This is a genomic window from Chlorobiota bacterium, from assembly GCA_016710285.1.
Taxonomy (GTDB): domain Bacteria; phylum Bacteroidota; class Ignavibacteria; order OLB7; family OLB7; genus OLB7.
Window position 1 is genome coordinate 2,916,051 of record JADJXR010000001.1, and the last position, 14,797, is coordinate 2,930,847.

Annotated in this window: 14 protein-coding genes and 1 tRNA gene; all 15 read left to right on the forward strand. The window is 58.8% G+C overall.

All coding sequences use genetic code 11. The features are described from left to right. Positions 1 to 99 precede the first annotated feature (99 nt). A tRNA-Leu gene (locus IPM61_10660) sits at positions 100 to 184 on the forward strand. Between the two features lie 239 nt (positions 185 to 423). After that, positions 424 to 594, forward strand: a complete 171-nt coding sequence (locus IPM61_10665) for a hypothetical protein (protein MBK8911777.1) — start codon at positions 424 to 426, stop codon at positions 592 to 594. A 29-nt stretch (positions 595 to 623) separates the two neighbouring features. Further along, positions 624 to 854, forward strand: coding sequence for a 50S ribosomal protein L31 (gene rpmE, locus IPM61_10670; protein ID MBK8911778.1), 231 nt, complete (start codon positions 624 to 626; stop codon positions 852 to 854). 44 nt (positions 855 to 898) lie between these two features. Further along, the gene (locus IPM61_10675) at positions 899 to 1,186 is read left to right on the forward strand and encodes a 30S ribosomal protein S18 (GenBank protein ID MBK8911779.1); all 288 of its coding nucleotides are present in this window, start codon (positions 899 to 901) and stop codon (positions 1,184 to 1,186) included. Positions 1,187 to 1,372: 186 nt separating this feature from the next. Next, positions 1,373 to 4,717: an AAA family ATPase gene (locus IPM61_10680; GenBank protein MBK8911780.1), complete on the forward strand. Its 3,345-nt coding sequence runs from the start codon at positions 1,373 to 1,375 to the stop codon at positions 4,715 to 4,717. Positions 4,718 to 4,796: 79 nt separating this feature from the next. After that, positions 4,797 to 5,654 (forward strand): zinc metallopeptidase, encoded by an 858-nt coding sequence (locus tag IPM61_10685; protein ID MBK8911781.1) that lies wholly within the window; start codon positions 4,797 to 4,799, stop codon positions 5,652 to 5,654. A gap of 109 nt (positions 5,655 to 5,763) precedes the next feature. After that, complete coding sequence (locus IPM61_10690) at positions 5,764 to 6,429, forward strand: RNA polymerase sigma factor (protein MBK8911782.1); 666 nt, start codon at positions 5,764 to 5,766, stop codon at positions 6,427 to 6,429. A 78-nt stretch (positions 6,430 to 6,507) separates the two neighbouring features. Then, positions 6,508 to 8,250 (forward strand): hypothetical protein, encoded by a 1,743-nt coding sequence (locus IPM61_10695; protein ID MBK8911783.1) that lies wholly within the window; start codon positions 6,508 to 6,510, stop codon positions 8,248 to 8,250. A gap of 354 nt (positions 8,251 to 8,604) precedes the next feature. Continuing rightward, complete coding sequence (locus IPM61_10700; GenBank protein MBK8911784.1) at positions 8,605 to 9,318, forward strand: succinate dehydrogenase cytochrome b subunit; 714 nt, start codon at positions 8,605 to 8,607, stop codon at positions 9,316 to 9,318. After that, positions 9,315 to 11,249: a fumarate reductase/succinate dehydrogenase flavoprotein subunit gene (locus IPM61_10705; protein ID MBK8911785.1), complete on the forward strand. Its 1,935-nt coding sequence runs from the start codon at positions 9,315 to 9,317 to the stop codon at positions 11,247 to 11,249. Before IPM61_10700 ends, IPM61_10705 begins: the two co-directional genes overlap by 4 nt. A gap of 29 nt (positions 11,250 to 11,278) precedes the next feature. Then, positions 11,279 to 12,022: a succinate dehydrogenase/fumarate reductase iron-sulfur subunit gene (locus tag IPM61_10710; protein MBK8911786.1), complete on the forward strand. Its 744-nt coding sequence runs from the start codon at positions 11,279 to 11,281 to the stop codon at positions 12,020 to 12,022. Between the two features lie 54 nt (positions 12,023 to 12,076). Continuing rightward, complete coding sequence (locus IPM61_10715) at positions 12,077 to 12,232, forward strand: hypothetical protein (GenBank protein MBK8911787.1); 156 nt, start codon at positions 12,077 to 12,079, stop codon at positions 12,230 to 12,232. 22 nt (positions 12,233 to 12,254) lie between these two features. Next, entirely contained in the window at positions 12,255 to 12,980 is a 726-nt protein-coding gene (locus tag IPM61_10720) for a UMP kinase (protein MBK8911788.1), read from the forward strand. Between the two features lie 84 nt (positions 12,981 to 13,064). Further along, positions 13,065 to 13,625: a ribosome recycling factor gene (frr, locus tag IPM61_10725; protein MBK8911789.1), complete on the forward strand. Its 561-nt coding sequence runs from the start codon at positions 13,065 to 13,067 to the stop codon at positions 13,623 to 13,625. A 70-nt stretch (positions 13,626 to 13,695) separates the two neighbouring features. Continuing rightward, positions 13,696 to 14,730, forward strand: coding sequence for a thioredoxin-disulfide reductase (trxB, locus tag IPM61_10730; GenBank protein MBK8911790.1), 1,035 nt, complete (start codon positions 13,696 to 13,698; stop codon positions 14,728 to 14,730). Positions 14,731 to 14,797: the final 67 nt, after the last annotated feature.

Here is a 14,797-nt window from a genome sequence, read left to right on the forward strand (position 1 = left end):
CATTGCAGCCCTTTTCCGCAGAACAGTAGTGCCACTTACCGGGCTGCGGAACGTGCCGAACGGCAAAGCCCAGGGCTTTGCCCCCAACCCCGGCAACAAGCAGGAGTGGCGGAATAGGCAGACGCACCAGACTCAAAATCTGGCGGGCTCAACACCCGTGGGGGTTCGACTCCCCCCTCCTGCACACCAGAGCGCGACCAGTACGAACACGGGCAATCAACCGTAGCTCTTTTTCAGCAAGTTCCCATAATGGTCTAGAAACGGAAGACGGGCGGCTTCCCGCAAGGGGGTCGCCCTCTTTCGTGAACAACCAAGAAACAATTGCAAGATGTGCAGTGCTTGGCAAAGGGACACTGGTCGGTGTATCTTTGCCGTCCTTATTCTGCACACAGCTTTAACAACCGACGTAGACCGGAGGCAGCCATGGCAAAAACGCAAACGTTCCAAGATAAGAACAAGAAGAAAGGCGCATCGGACAAGATTTCCGTGAAAATCGTCACGATGAACAAGTCCAATCGGGGCACTTACACCTTTGGCGAGCGATTCATCCAGGTGAAGGACCTTGCCGAAGTTGAGAAAGCAGTGAAAGGCTAATCACTTTTTTTGAAAGGGGCTGAACCATAATGAAAGAGAAAATTCATCCGACCTATGTTGCCGCGCAGGTAAGCTGCGTTTGCGGAGCCGTGTTTGTTACCCGTTCCACCATTGGCAACATCAAGCTAGAAATCTGCTCCGAGTGCCACCCGTTCTTCACCGGGCGCCAGAAGATGATTGATACCGCCGGACGCATTGACCGCTTCAACCAGCGGTTCCAACGCTCCAAAGATATCCGCGCTTCCAAGCAGAACTCGTAAACCAGCGATACGAACAACTCAGAACTTCCATATTTCAGGCTACCGTGAATCCACGTAATAATCGTCGCGATCAAAACAACCTTCCCGATGGTGCGCTTCGCCAGCAAAAACGTGCCGAGCCGCCGCGCCGCCGCCGGAACCCGCTGAAGGGGATCGAGTACATTGACTACACGAACACCAAGCTGCTGCTTCGCTTCACCAACGACCAAGGGAAAATCCTCCCGAAGCGTATCACCGGGCTTACCGCAACGCAGCAGCGCGCATTAACCCGCGCCGTGAAGTACGCACGCCACCTTGCCCTGCTTCCGTTCGTCACCGACGACGCTCGCTAAGCCAAGATGTGCGCCAAAACAGCGTAGCCTGAAAAGTTTTTCGCAGGTTATTGAGCTTCATTGCAAGCCGCAGGATCATCGTCTCCTGCGGCTTGTCTCGTTTCTGGTCCTTGCTGCGGAACGGCGGCCAATTCCGTGCTATCTTCCCAGCCAATTCCTCTCCCGTTTGCAATCGTCTGGCGTCCCATGTCCATTCCTTCTGCTGCCATTCCTTCCATTGATCGCTTCGTTCGCAGCGGCGCGCTTCCGTTTGTGGGGCGCGTGGCGGAGCTTGAGCAGATTTCCCAACTATGGAGCCATGCCGAGCCGGCCACGCTGCGAGCAATGCTGGTTGTTGGCGAAGCGGGGAGCGGAAAAAGCCGCCTTGTTGAGGAAGCAATTCGGCGCATTGCCGCTGCCGATGGCGCGGTGGTTCACGCAAGGCTCCGCCCGGAAGAATCTGCCTCGATTGGGCCGGTGCTGGCCCTGGCAATGTGGGGGTCGGAATCGGCTGGGGGGCTGCTGAAGCAGGAGCCGGAAGGGACAATCCCCGCCGCCGCCGCCGCGCTGCAACGGATTGCCGGATTGCGGCGCACCTTGCTGGTGATTGAAGATATCCATCTGCTGCAGGGGGCCACGCTTCGCGAGTTCGCAATGCTGCTTGATTCCCTTGCCGACGACTCTCTGGCCTTGCTCTGCACGTCGCGCCCTGCGGACCTTGAAGCACGCCAACCGTTGCAGCCCTTTCTTCAAAAGGAGGTTGCCCTTGCTGGATTGGAAGGCGAAGCCCTTTCCGAACTTTGGGATCAACTGTTCGGCGGCAATGCCGACCCGCAAGCCTTGCGGTCCATGGAGCGGGCAACGCTGGGCAATCCGCTGGCGTTCCGCTCGGCACTTCGCGGTGCAATCAACACCGGGGCAATGCGGATGGACGAACGCACGAACGCCTGGCGCGTTAGCCTTGCTCCGGCAGCCTTTGCCGAAGTGGTGGAGCGGACCGCCCAGCGAATCTCCGAAGGGATGATTGCCCACCTTTCCGATGAAGAGCTTCACGCCGCACAGCTGCTTGCGGTTTTGGGCGAGTCGTTCTCCTTCGAGGCCGCCACGCTGCTGCTTCCCAATGTTGGCCCAATGGTGGAGCAACTGATGGAGCAAGGGGTGATTGTTCGCCCGCACACAGCTTCCCACACGTTGAACGGTGTGGCAAGCGCGCAGCCTCCGTTCGCGTTTGTTCATACCCTGCTTCACCGTTCGTTGTGGGAGCGGGCCGCGCCGCCGTTCCGGAGCATTGTTGCGTTGCTTACCGATTCCCCGCCCCTCTTTTCGGTGCGCCCGTTCCAGCTGCTGGCCGAGCGTGCGCTGCCCCAGCCGTTACCGCAATCGCTGGCCGAGCGTGCGATTGCCGCTTTGCTGCCGGCAGCTTCCGCGCTGGACCATTCTGCCGATTGGCCCTATGCCCTAACCATCTATCATGCCTGCGAAGCCATTTACCAAGCGGTGGATGGATGGGAAAACCGCACCGACCAACACCGTGTTCGGATTGAACTGCTGATGCGTGGCGTAAACCAGCTTCGCACCCGTAACGCGCCGGAGGCCTATGCCGGAATGATTGATGAGATCATGGAGATTTCGGCAACGCTTCTTGATGATGGCTATCCAACGGCGCGGATGTACGCCTTCCCATTCCAGCAAGAATATCTGTGGCGCTGCCAGGGTCCCGCCTATCTGAACGTTTGGGATCAGGTCCAGGAGCTTTGCCGCAGCCACCCCGAGGTCCGGTATGATTTCCCGTATCTAGAGTTCCTGGGCCAGGCGATGCACTTCGCGATTATCGAGCCAGACCTTGAGCGGATGGGGATTATTGAGCAGGAGATTGACGAGCTGATGGCCAGCGAACAGGCCACCGAGCCGTTCAAGAACCATGCGCTGCTTCACGTTGCGCGTTACCTGATCCTGAAGTTCGACACCCTTGAGGAACTGGCGCGGCGGCAGCGGCTGCGCCAGCAGCTTGACGCGCTGGATGATGGCGATTTGCGCAACCGCCCGTGGGTTCTGGAATTCCTGTTCACCACCGGCGCCCCCTCCGAAACAATCGCCCAGTCCGACCGCCTGGTCCGCTACTTCCGCGACGCTGCCTACTGGCAAAGTTTCTATTCCGCCATGCTGCTGAAGCTGGCTTCGCTGGCGTTGATGGGGGCTGCGGCAACGGAACTTCAATCGCTGCTTGCGGCGTTGCCGAACTGGGGGAATTTGGACCAGGAATTGCACGGACTTGTTGCCCGCCGCTGCTGGGATATCTGCCTTGCGCTGGCCTTGCGGTTTGACATTGAAGGGGCAATGGAAATGGCGGCATTCTTCCAGCTTGAGCTTGGCGATGCACCCCTTTCGCAAAGGCTTTTCTGGCAACGCTGCGCCGCTTCCGGTGGTGAGGTTCCTGATGAATTCATGGAGGAGGGGGGGGAGGAGCATCCATTGTTGAGGTTGTGGAAAGCCAGCACGCTTCCGGTGGAGCCAGCCACGATGGAGATGGAAGTGGAGATGAAAATGGAGATGGCGCGGGAGCTTCTGCATCGGCCAATCCTTCGCATCTACGACCTTGCCGACCGCTACACCTTCCTGGCCATTGCGCAGCAAGCCGAGCAGGAAGGGAATCCGTGGGCCGCCACCAAGGCTGCCGAAGCCTTGCGGCAAATGGGAATACGGAGCTTGGTCGAGTGGTTTGTGGAGCATGGAATCCACACGCCGATTGAGCCGTTGTTGGACCGCTACGGCAGCCACCTTCCCAAAGAAGAAGCCACCCGATGGTTGCGCGCCGGGCGGGCAATGGCAAAAAATGCCGAAGGCAATCAACCCACGGCCACCCCTCCCGAGCCGGCCTTGCGGGTTGGAATGTTTGGCAAGATTACAACCCAACCACGCGGAGCCGCCGAGCCAAGCCGGCTGCGTGGTGCCAGGAACCAAGCCCTGCTGGGGCTGCTGGTTGCCGATGCGATGCTGCGCGAGCCGTTGGAGAGGATTGATTTTTGCCGGCTTGCAACCAACGATTCCGAGGACCCCGACCGCGCACGCCGCTCGATGAACGTTGCGGTGCTTCGCCTGCGCGAGGCGATTGGGACGGAGATGATCCTGACCGACGGCGACACCCCACGCCTGAACCGTGAACTTTGCCACGTTGACATTCTGGATGCCTACGCCGCGCTTCGCCAAGCCCGGCAGGCGCTTCGCGAAGGGGGCGTTGCCGATGCCTTGCGGAGCATCCAACAGATGCTGGCGCTGTGGCGCGGCCAGGTCCCTTTCCCGGGGTTGTATGATGAGTTCTACGAAAGCCTTCGCGAAGAATTTGAGAGCCGTGCCCGCAGCACCGCCGTGGCCGTTGCCAAACGATTGCTGAACGAAGATGACCCAGCCGGAGCCGAGCAGCTGTTGCAGCAAACCTTTTCTATTTTGCCGGAAGATGAAGAGGTTGGGAACCTTCTTCAATCCGCACTGCTTCGCCAGGGGAAGCTGGCCGACACCCAATGGGTGGCCATGAAGGCGGAGGAGAACGAGTAGCCGATTGGGCATTTTGAACCGCACCCGATCACTGGCCGGGTGTGGCAACGGAATCAATCAAACCTTGGAGCAAAAAAATATGCGTTGGAGAGACTTACGCCAAAGCAGCAATATCGAAGATCAACGGGGGCAGGGGGGACCGCGGCGCGGACTGGCTGTTGGTGGTGGGATGGGGGCAATCGTGATTGCCTTGCTTGCCTACTTCTTGGGGGTTGACCCCGGGGCAATGACCGACCAAGCCCCGATGCTTCCTTCCCCTTCCAGCAGCGAAGCAACGCGCCCAATCAATCCGGATGATGACTCGGCCAAAGCCTTTGTTTCGGCAGTGCTGGGGAACACCGAAGACGTGTGGTCGGGGATTATGCAGCGCCAGGGCGAAGCCTATCGCCAGCCGCGGTTGGTGCTTTTTTCGGACCAGGTGCAATCGGCCTGTGGGGTGGCTGGCGCATCGGTGGGACCGTTCTACTGCCCCATGGACCAGAAGGTCTATATTGATCTCTCCTTCTTCCGCGAGCTGCGCAGTCGGTTCCGCTCGCCGGGGGATTTTGCCCAAGCGTACGTTATCGCCCACGAGGTTGGGCATCACGTCCAGAATCTGTTAGGGATTTCTGAACGGGTCCACCGCCAGCAGCAACGGGTTGGGAAGACCGCCGCCAACGAGCTTTCGGTGCGGCTTGAGCTGCAGGCCGATTATTTGGCCGGCGTGTGGGCCCACCATGCGCAGAAGCAAGGGCTGTTGGAAATTGGCGACATCGAAGAAGCCCTCCGCGCCGCCACCGCCATTGGCGACGACCGCTTGCAGATGGAGGCGCAAGGCTACACCGTCCCCGATGCCTTCACCCACGGAACGTCCGAGCAGCGCGCCCGCTGGTTCCGCAAGGGGTTGGAAAGCGGGACGTTGGAAGGGGGCGACACCTTCTCCGCACGGGATTTATAAAAAGCCGCAGCCGCGCAGAAACTGGGGGATGTTACAGCCCTCCGTTGGCTGCGTCAGGCAAGGGAGCGCGCAACCGAAAACCGTTCCCGAATACTCCGCACACATCGCGTTGAACTCCCAACACCAAATACGAACCTCCATCGCCGCCGATCTGAGCGATGAAACGCTGTTCGAGCAGTTCCTGCTTGGCAGCGAGCAAGCGTATGTTGCGCTGTACGAACGCTACGATAAAGGCATCCTCACCTATTTACGCACCGTCCTGAAGGATGCCCCCGACGCTGCCGAGGACCTGTTCCAGGAGACGTTCGTGAAGCTGTTCCGCGAGCGGGGACGGCGGCAGGAGATTCTGAACCGTGGCGAGGAATACCGCCCGGTGCAGAACTTCCGGGGATGGCTCTTCCGGGTTGCCCACAACTTGGCGATCAGCTTCCACCGCTCCAACCGCCCCACGGTTTCCCTCACCCCCGACGACGATGAAGAAGCAAGCCGCTGGGACGAACGCCTGATGGTCCCCATCGAGGAATCGTTCTCGCAGTTGTACGGCGAAGATGACCTGTTCGCCAACGAGACGATCTACAAGCAACTGCGGGTGGCGATTGAGCTTCTGCCGCAATCGCTGCGGGATGTGTTCGTGCTGCGGGAGGTAAACGGGATGGAGTATGAGGAGGTGGCCGCCACGGTTGGCTGCACCCAAGAAGCCGCACGGATGCGGATTAGCCGCGCCCGCCGCGCGCTTCGCAAAGCATTGGAAAAATTTTTGGTGAGAGATGAGTAACCCAGGGCGATTGCAACACAGCAGAGTTCTTATTCCATTGGCATTTAACGCTTCAATCAGCGTTCCCAAAACAGCACGATGAACATCGAAGATCTAATATCACACTACCTTGATGGCACGCTGAGCAGTGAGGCCGAGGCCGAACTGCATCATCGCTTGTCGGTGTCGCCCGAGGCACGGAAGATCTTCAAGGCGCAGATTGCCTTGCAGGGGGTTGCCCGCGATGCGCGAGTGCTTCACACGCCAACGCTGCAGATGCGCAACGCCCTGTTCGATCGCCTGCAGCGGGAAGAGGGGATGGGGTCCCTTGCCGATTCGCAGGCCGCAACGTTGCCAACGCCAATGGCTGCAATGATGCTGGCAGAAACTGATCCTCCCAATGCCTACCCAGTTGCAGCCAAGAACGCCGCAATCAACTCAGAGCTGGTTCAGAAGGAAGTCATTGCCGCCTCAAAAGCGGAGCGCCGCCGCCGGCGGTTGGTTGCGTTGCTGCTTCCGTTGCTGGTGCTGGTGGTTGCCTCCGGCATCGTCTGGCAATGGGATCGGGTGGGGGGTGGCAACGGCAGTGCGCCGCCAAGCCTTGCATCCGATAACTCCGAAGTCTCGGTCGGCATTGCCCAGCCACAATCGGCTCCGAAGCCAACCAGCGAAACCCTTGCTGCGAAGCAACCGGAATCTTCAGCAACGGAGCTTTCGGTGACGGAAAAAATTGGGGAGGAACTGCTGGCGATACACCAACCAGATCGGCTATCGGAACGGGCCTCGGCTCGCGAATATTCCGCAACCAGCAGCGGGCGCGGAACCGCAGCACCCACCGTTGCCGCAGCGTCGCCCGCCAGTATCGTCGTGGCCCCTGACGACAGCGCACCATTGGATGCGAGCGCACCATCGGGCGTGCCGGAAGGAGCCGATGATGGAGCGGAGGCCAGTGGTGCCGCGATCGGTGAGGAGGAATGGGGTGGCGATGCACTGGCAATATTCGATGAGGAGAGTGCCACCAGCACGCGGCGGTTCGATGCAGCCGAGGGGACAGTCGTCTTGAATGGAGTTGGCTCGCCACAGCTGCAACCACCCCCTGCCGACTCTGCCGCGTCTCCAATCCATGCTCTGCTGGCTCGCGATGAAGAAAGTAGTGTTGAGTATCTGGAGAATCCATTGCATCGGGGAACGGTGTACAGCAACACCCTTCGCTCCAGCGATGGCATCAGCTTAATGGGCCCCACAGAAGCGGCTGCCGAAAGCAGCTCCCAGGTAGATTCTGCGGCGGATTACGGTGGGGGATTGGCGTTCAGCGCGCCGCCGCCCGCGCCAATCGTTCCCGACCTTCAGGGCCGCAACCCGCGTGGCAGGAACGTCATTCCTCCTTCGAAGGATTTGCCGCCAGAAGTGCGGTTGCCGAAATCGGAAGGTCAGCTGGAATCGTACAAGACCGCAGCAGCGGAACCGGCAACGGTGGAAGCCGCCGCCGAGCAACGCTCCGCCAAACAAGGGAAGGAGAGTGGACTTGGCGCGGCGATTACCTCGGCTGATATTCTGGACCTTCAGAACAACCGCCTGACCTTCACGGAGTTGGCCACCGAGCGGCTGCTTGCCAGCAAAGCGGTGTCGCACAATGCGCGGCTGCAGCTGAATCTGGACACCGCCACGGCAATCAGCGGAACGTTGGTGGAGCAAGGGGAAGAAAAGCGGCGAACACGGGGGGAGACGCTGCTTCCGTATGAAGTGGTTGGTGGGAAGGTGGTGATTGATATCACCGCTCTTCCAGCTGCCCAACGCCAGCGGTTGCAGGAATACCTTCGCAAGCTGGGGAAAGCTGAGTAAGCGAACGTTCGACACAGAGTGAGTGAGAGAGGGGAGATTATGCCGCCCGAAGCCAGAACATGGTTTCGGGCGGCGGTCGTTTGCGGCGGCTCCTTATCGGAATGTTGCAGCATGACATCCGTCAGGGTTGCGTGGCTGGGGAATTGCCGTAATTCGCAGGTTGGAAACCCAAAAAAAACGGGGAAAACGCTTGGATAGGAATGCTCAATTCGTAAATTCGCCGCGCCTTTCTCCAACGGTCGCGTGGATTCTTAACCGGCTGATTGCCGGTTGCGATCCCTCTGCTGGTTACTCCAAACGTTTCAAACACAGGTCCCCGCTGGGGCTATCAACTTCTGGATTACTCACACTGCCATGAAGGAACCAAACAAGCTGTTATCAGCGCTGACCTCGCAGGTGGGGCGCAAGCTGCTGACGGGCATCACCGGCGTTCTGCTGGTGCTGTTCCTGATCTCGCACCTCTCCGCTAATCTTGCCTTGCTCAACTCGGATCCAACTCCGTTCAACCAGTACACCCAAAACCTTCACAACTTTGGGATGCTGCTGATTATCGTGGAGATCGGCTTGGGGCTTGTCATCCTGCTGCACGCCTATGTTGGCATTGCCATTATGCTGCGTAAGCGTGCGGCGCGCAAGCAAGGCTACGATGTTGTGGCCAGCAAAGGGGGACCAAGTCGCCAGTCGCTTTCCTCGCGGACGATGGCCGTTACCGGCAGCATCCTGCTGATCTTCCTGGTGATCCACATCGTTCAAATGCGCTTTGGTCCAAACATCAGCCAGGGATATACGGCTGTCATCAATGGCCAAGAAGCCCGCGACCTGCACCGCTTGGTGGTGGAGGTCTTCTCGAACATCTGGTGGGTTGCTTTTTATGTTGGGGTGATGATCATGCTGGGCTTCCATTTGCGGCATGGTATCTGGAGCGCGCTGCAATCGCTTGCGGCAATGAAACCCCGCTACTCAACAGCCATTTATTCCGTTGCCTTTGTGCTTGCGGTGCTGCTTGCTGTTGGGTTCCTGTTCCTTCCTATCTGGATGTACATTAATCACCGAGGAGCCACCGTATGAGCCAGAACCCAACGCATCCAAAACTGGACGCAAAAATCCCTTCTGGGCATATCAGCGAGAAGTGGACGAACTTTAAATCCACCGCAAAGCTGGTAAACCCGAACAACAAGCGGAAGCATACCATCATCGTGGTGGGAACGGGGCTGGCTGGCGGATCGGCGGCAGCTTCGTTGGCCGAGCTTGGCTACAACGTCAAAGCGTTCTGCATCCAAGATTCCGCCCGGCGTGCCCACAGCATTGCGGCGCAAGGGGGGATCAACGCCGCCAAAAACTACCCGAACGATGGCGACTCCATCTGGCGGCTATTCTACGACACCGTAAAAGGTGGCGACTACCGCGCCCGCGAAGGGAACGTCTATCGCTTGGCCCAGATCAGCAACAACATCATTGACCAGTGCGTGGCCCAGGGGGTTCCGTTCGCGCGGGAGTACAGCGGGCTGCTGGCAAACCGCTCGTTCGGCGGCGCGCAGGTTAGCCGGACCTTCTACGCCCGCGGGCAGACAGGCCAGCAACTTCTGCTTGGAGCCTACCAGGCAATGGAGAAAATGGTGGGTGCCGGAAAAATCCAGATGTACGCCCGGCACGAAATGTTGGACCTTGTTGTTGTTGATGGCAAAGCGCGTGGCATTATCGTGCGGGACCTTGTCACCGGCGAAATTGAACGCCACGCTGCCGATGCCGTGCTGCTTTGCACCGGCGGCTACGGCAACGTCTACTACCTTTCCACCAACGCAAAAAACTCCAACGTCACGGCGGCGTGGCGGTGCTTCAAGCGGGGCGCGTTTTTTGCGAACCCTTGTTTCACGCAGATCCATCCAACCTGCATTCCGGTCAGTGGTGATTATCAATCCAAACTTACCCTGATGAGCGAAAGCCTTCGGAACGATGGCCGCGTCTGGGTTCCGAAAAACATCGGCGACAAACGCTCGCCGGAGCAGATACCGGAAGAGGATCGCGATTACTACCTGGAGCGGAAGTATCCCAGCTTCGGCAACCTTGTCCCGCGCGACGTTGCCAGCCGCAACGCAAAGGAGCAAGCCGACGGCGGAAAAGGCGTTGGGGACACCGGCATGGCGGTCTATCTCGATTTTGCCGACTCCATCCGCCGGCTTGGCGACGCAACCATCAGCGAGCGGTATGGGAACCTGTTCCAGATGTACGAGAAGATCACCGGCGAGGACCCGTACAAGGTCCCGATGCGGATATATCCTGCGGTTCACTACACCATGGGGGGCTTGTGGGTGGATTATCATTTAATGAGCACCATCCCCGGGCTGTTTGTGCTGGGCGAAGCAAACTTCAGCGACCACGGCGCAAACCGGCTTGGCGCAAGCGCGCTGATGCAAGGGCTTGCCGATGGCTACTTCGTGATCCCCTACACGCTTGGTAACTACATTGCCAACAATACCTTCCCGAAGGTTGACGAATCGAACGAAGCCTTTGCCGCAACCGAGAACGAAGCCCGCGAGCGAATCAGCCAACTTCTAAACGTCAACGGAACCAAGACGGTGCAGGAATACCACCGCTCGCTTGGGAAGGTGATGTGGGATTACGTTGGCATGGGGCGCAACCGCGAAGGGTTGCAGCACGCCATTACCGAGATCGGAAAAATGCGCCAAGAGTATTGGCAAAACGTGAAGATCCCTGGGGAGCGCAACACCATGAACAAAAGCCTTGAATTCGCCGGGCGCGTTGCCGATTTCATGGAACTTGGCGAGCTGATGGCCCGCGATGCCTTGCAGCGGGAAGAATCGTGCGGCGGGCATTTCCGCGAAGAATACCAGACCGAAGAAGGGGAGGCCAAACGGGACGACGAAAACTTCAGCTTTGCCGCCGCGTGGGAGTATCAAGGGGAAGGAACCTTGCCGACGATGAACAAAGAACCACTCACCTTTGAATACGTTGCGCCAACACAGCGCAGCTACAAATAACAGGGAAGCGCACGATGAGTGATACACTAATGACCATCCATTTGAAGGTGTGGCGGCAAGATTCGCCGACGCAGCCCGGAAAGTTTGTCCAGTACGCCGTTCCGGGGGTGAACCCCCACATGTCCTTCCTGGAAATGTTCGACCTGCTGAACGAGCAGTTGTCGGCAAAAGGTGAGGTCCCCGTGGAGTTCGATAACGACTGCCGCGAAGGGATTTGCGGGTCCTGCAGCATGGTAATTAACGGAATGCCCCACGGCCCGCAGCGCGGAACCGCCGCGTGCCAGCTTCACATGCGGCATTTCAACGATGGCGACCACATCGTTGTTGAACCGTGGCGCGCCGCTGCCTTCCCGATGATTCGCGACTTGGTGGTGGACCGCAGCTCGCTGGACCGGATTATCGCCGCTGGCGGGTTCATCAGCACCAACACCGGCGCGCCCCCCGATGCCAACTCGCTTCCGGTCAGCAAAGCCGACAGCGACCGTGCGTTCGATTACGCCGCGTGCATCGGTTGCGGGGCCTGCGTTGCCGCCTGCCCGAACGCAAGCGCGTCGCTCTTCACCGCCGCAAAAATTGGCCACCTTGCGCTGCTGCCACAAGGCGCGCCGGAGCGGAAACGCCGCGTTATCAACATGGTGGAGCAGATGGAGAAGGAAGGCTTTGGCGATTGCTCCAACCACGGCGAATGCGAAGCCGCTTGCCCGAAGGAGATCAGCATCAGCGCAATCGCGACCATGCGCCGGGAGTATGTGAAGGCGGTAGTGGGAAGCTAACTGGCGCACGCATCGAATGAAGACAACACACAGTGCCATTCACGTTACCGTTGAATGGCACTGCTTGTTATCAAGGGGCTGCCGTTGCGCGGGGCATTGGCCAGGCAGGCTTTTGAAAAGCCAACCGTTACGAAAAGTCTGCTAAAGCCGGTGGCTGCCGGAGTTTTTCTTACTTTTGGCCGCTTAATTCTGGCCGCGACTGTTCCCTAACTCAACCGCACTGATAGACCGCATGGACCATCCACAATACAAGCGAATTTTGCTGAAGCTCAGCGGCGAAGCCCTTATGGGGGAAGCCGGCTACGGCATTGACCCGCAGATGCTGGAGACTTTTGCCAGCGAGGTGGAGACGATCTATCAGCTTGGTGTGGAAATTGGAATCGTCATTGGCGGCGGCAATATCTATCGCGGAATCCAAGCCGCTGCCGAAGGGATTCACAAGGTGACGGGGGACTACATGGGGATGCTGGCCACGGTGATGAACGCCCTGGCAATGCAAAGCGCGTTGGAGAATCGGGGCATCACCACCCGGCTGCAAACAGCGATTAAAATGGAGCAGATTGCCGAGCCGTTCATCCGCCGCCGTGCCGTGCGCCACCTTGAAAAAGGGCGTGTGGTGATCTTTGGCGCGGGAACCGGCAACCCGTACTTCACCACCGATACCGCCGCCGCGCTTCGGGCAATCGAGATTGAAGCCGGCGCGCTGATTATGGGGAAGAATGGCGTTGACGGCATCTACAACGCCGACCCCCGCACGAACCCCACCGCCCAGCGATACGACCACGTCACCTACCGCGAAGTCCACGAACGCAACCTGCGGGTGATGGACCTAACCGCCATCACCCTTTGCCAGGAAAATCGCCTTCCCATTATCGTCTTCAACATGAGCCAGCCGGGCAACCTGAAACGGCTGATCCTGGGGGAACATATCGGAACCGTGGTGCGGGGCGAAGGGTGAAAGAATTGGCGGAGATGGAAAGCGGGGAAAGCCTTGCCGCAACATTGAACAACCAACGCATAGAACAGCTATTCAAGAACCACTATGGATGTTAAACTGATCCTTGCCGAAGCCGAAGGCAGCATGAAAAAAGCAATCGAGCATTGCGCGATTGACTTCGCAAAAATCCGCACCGGGCGCGCCACGCCAAGCCTGTTGGATTCCGTGCGGGTGGATTATTACGGGTCGCTGGTGCCGATTTCGCAGGTGGCCAACGTCACCACCCCCGATGCCACGATGATCGTTGTGCAGCCGTGGGAAAAAAATATGATTGGGCCGATTGATCGGGCAATCCAAGCCGCCAATCTGGGCCTGAACCCGGCGAACGATGGCGTGGTGCTTCGCCTGCCGATTCCCCCCCTAACCGAAGAACGCCGCCGCGAGATTGCAAAAATGGCCAAGAAGGTTGCCGAGGACTCCAAGATCGGTGTCCGCAACGCACGCCGCGATGCCATGGAGGCTTTGAAAAAGGCCGAAAAAGAGGAGCACATGAGCGAGGACGCACGCAAGGGTGGGGAAGCCGACGTGCAAAAACTGACCGACCGCTACATTGCCGAAATCGAAAAACTGTTCGCTGAAAAAGAGAAGGATATTCTGTCGGTGTAAGCCGACCCCTTCAGCCGATCCGATACCTGGCCCGATACCTGATTTTCCAACAACCGACTTCCGCTCAACTATGGATTCTCACAACGATTCCCCTTTCGTTCCGCCGCATCACGACGGTGAGGTTCGCAATGGTCGCGAGCATCATACGCTCATCATCATGGGGTCCGGCCCTGCGGGGCTGACGGCGGCGTTGTATGCCGCCCGTGCCAACCTAAAACCGGTCATCCTTGAGGGGAACGTCCCCGGCGGGCAGCTTACTATCACCACCGATGTTGAGAACTACCCCGGGTTCGAAAAAGGGATCATGGGGCCGGAGATGATGGAGATCTTTCGCCGCCAAGCCCAGCGATTCGGGGCCGATTGCCGGTTCGAGTTTGTGGACGAAGTGGACCTAAGCCAGCGCCCGTTCAAACTGAAAACCGATCGCGGCAACCTTCTTTCCTGCGATGCCTTGATTGTTGCCACCGGCGCATCGGCAAGGCTGCTGAACTTGGAGTCGGAAGCCTTCTTCATGGGCTACGGCGTTAGCGCGTGCGCCACCTGCGACGGGTTCTTCTACCGTGGGAAGGAAGTTCTGGTGGTGGGGGGGGGCGACACCGCAATGGAGGAGGCGAACTACCTTACCCGTTTTGCCAGCAAGGTGACGCTGATCCACCGCCGCGACACCTTCCGCGCTTCCAAAATCATGGTGGATAGGGTGTTGGCCAATCCCAAAGTTGAGGTGATTTATGATGCCAACGTGGTGAACGTAATCGGCGACAGCTCCCCGATGAAATCCATGACCGGAGTGGTGCTGCGCAGCACCAAAACGGGGGAAACATGGGAGATGAAGGCCGACGGATTGTTCATCGCCATTGGCCACAAGCCGAACACCGAAGTCTTCCACGGGCAGCTTCAGACCGACACGAACGGCTATCTGATCACCAAAGGAAAAAGCACCTACACCAACGTTGATGGAGTGTTCGCCTGTGGCGACGTTCAGGACCACGTCTATCGCCAAGCGGTCTCGGCCGCCGGAAGCGGTTGCATGGCCGCGATTGATGCCGAACGCTGGCTGGAAGTGCAAGCCCACCACAACGCAGGAATGTCGGCAGTGGGGAAGTAGGGGGCTTGCAAGGTGGTTCTTGACTGCGGGAGCGCAACGCAATTTTGCGCCTTGTTGCTCCCACTCG

What these genes read in the sequence shown, in the direction of transcription:
- frr (MBK8911789.1), top strand. Translation starts at nt 13,065, where the DNA reads ATGGATGTTAAACTGATCCTTGCCGAAGCCGAAGGCAGCATGAAAAAA.
- trxB (MBK8911790.1), top strand. Translation starts at nt 13,696, where the DNA reads ATGGATTCTCACAACGATTCCCCTTTCGTTCCGCCGCATCACGACGGT.
- IPM61_10695 (MBK8911783.1), top strand. Translation starts at nt 6,508, where the DNA reads ATGAACATCGAAGATCTAATATCACACTACCTTGATGGCACGCTGAGC.
- IPM61_10710 (MBK8911786.1), top strand. Translation starts at nt 11,279, where the DNA reads ATGACCATCCATTTGAAGGTGTGGCGGCAAGATTCGCCGACGCAGCCC.
- IPM61_10720 (MBK8911788.1), top strand. Translation starts at nt 12,255, where the DNA reads ATGGACCATCCACAATACAAGCGAATTTTGCTGAAGCTCAGCGGCGAA.
- IPM61_10685 (MBK8911781.1), top strand. Translation starts at nt 4,797, where the DNA reads ATGCGTTGGAGAGACTTACGCCAAAGCAGCAATATCGAAGATCAACGG.
- rpmE (MBK8911778.1), top strand. Translation starts at nt 624, where the DNA reads ATGAAAGAGAAAATTCATCCGACCTATGTTGCCGCGCAGGTAAGCTGC.
- IPM61_10700 (MBK8911784.1), top strand. Translation starts at nt 8,605, where the DNA reads ATGAAGGAACCAAACAAGCTGTTATCAGCGCTGACCTCGCAGGTGGGG.
- IPM61_10705 (MBK8911785.1), top strand. Translation starts at nt 9,315, where the DNA reads ATGAGCCAGAACCCAACGCATCCAAAACTGGACGCAAAAATCCCTTCT.
- IPM61_10665 (MBK8911777.1), top strand. Translation starts at nt 424, where the DNA reads ATGGCAAAAACGCAAACGTTCCAAGATAAGAACAAGAAGAAAGGCGCA.
- IPM61_10680 (MBK8911780.1), top strand. Translation starts at nt 1,373, where the DNA reads ATGTCCATTCCTTCTGCTGCCATTCCTTCCATTGATCGCTTCGTTCGC.
- IPM61_10715 (MBK8911787.1), top strand. Translation starts at nt 12,077, where the DNA reads ATGGCACTGCTTGTTATCAAGGGGCTGCCGTTGCGCGGGGCATTGGCC.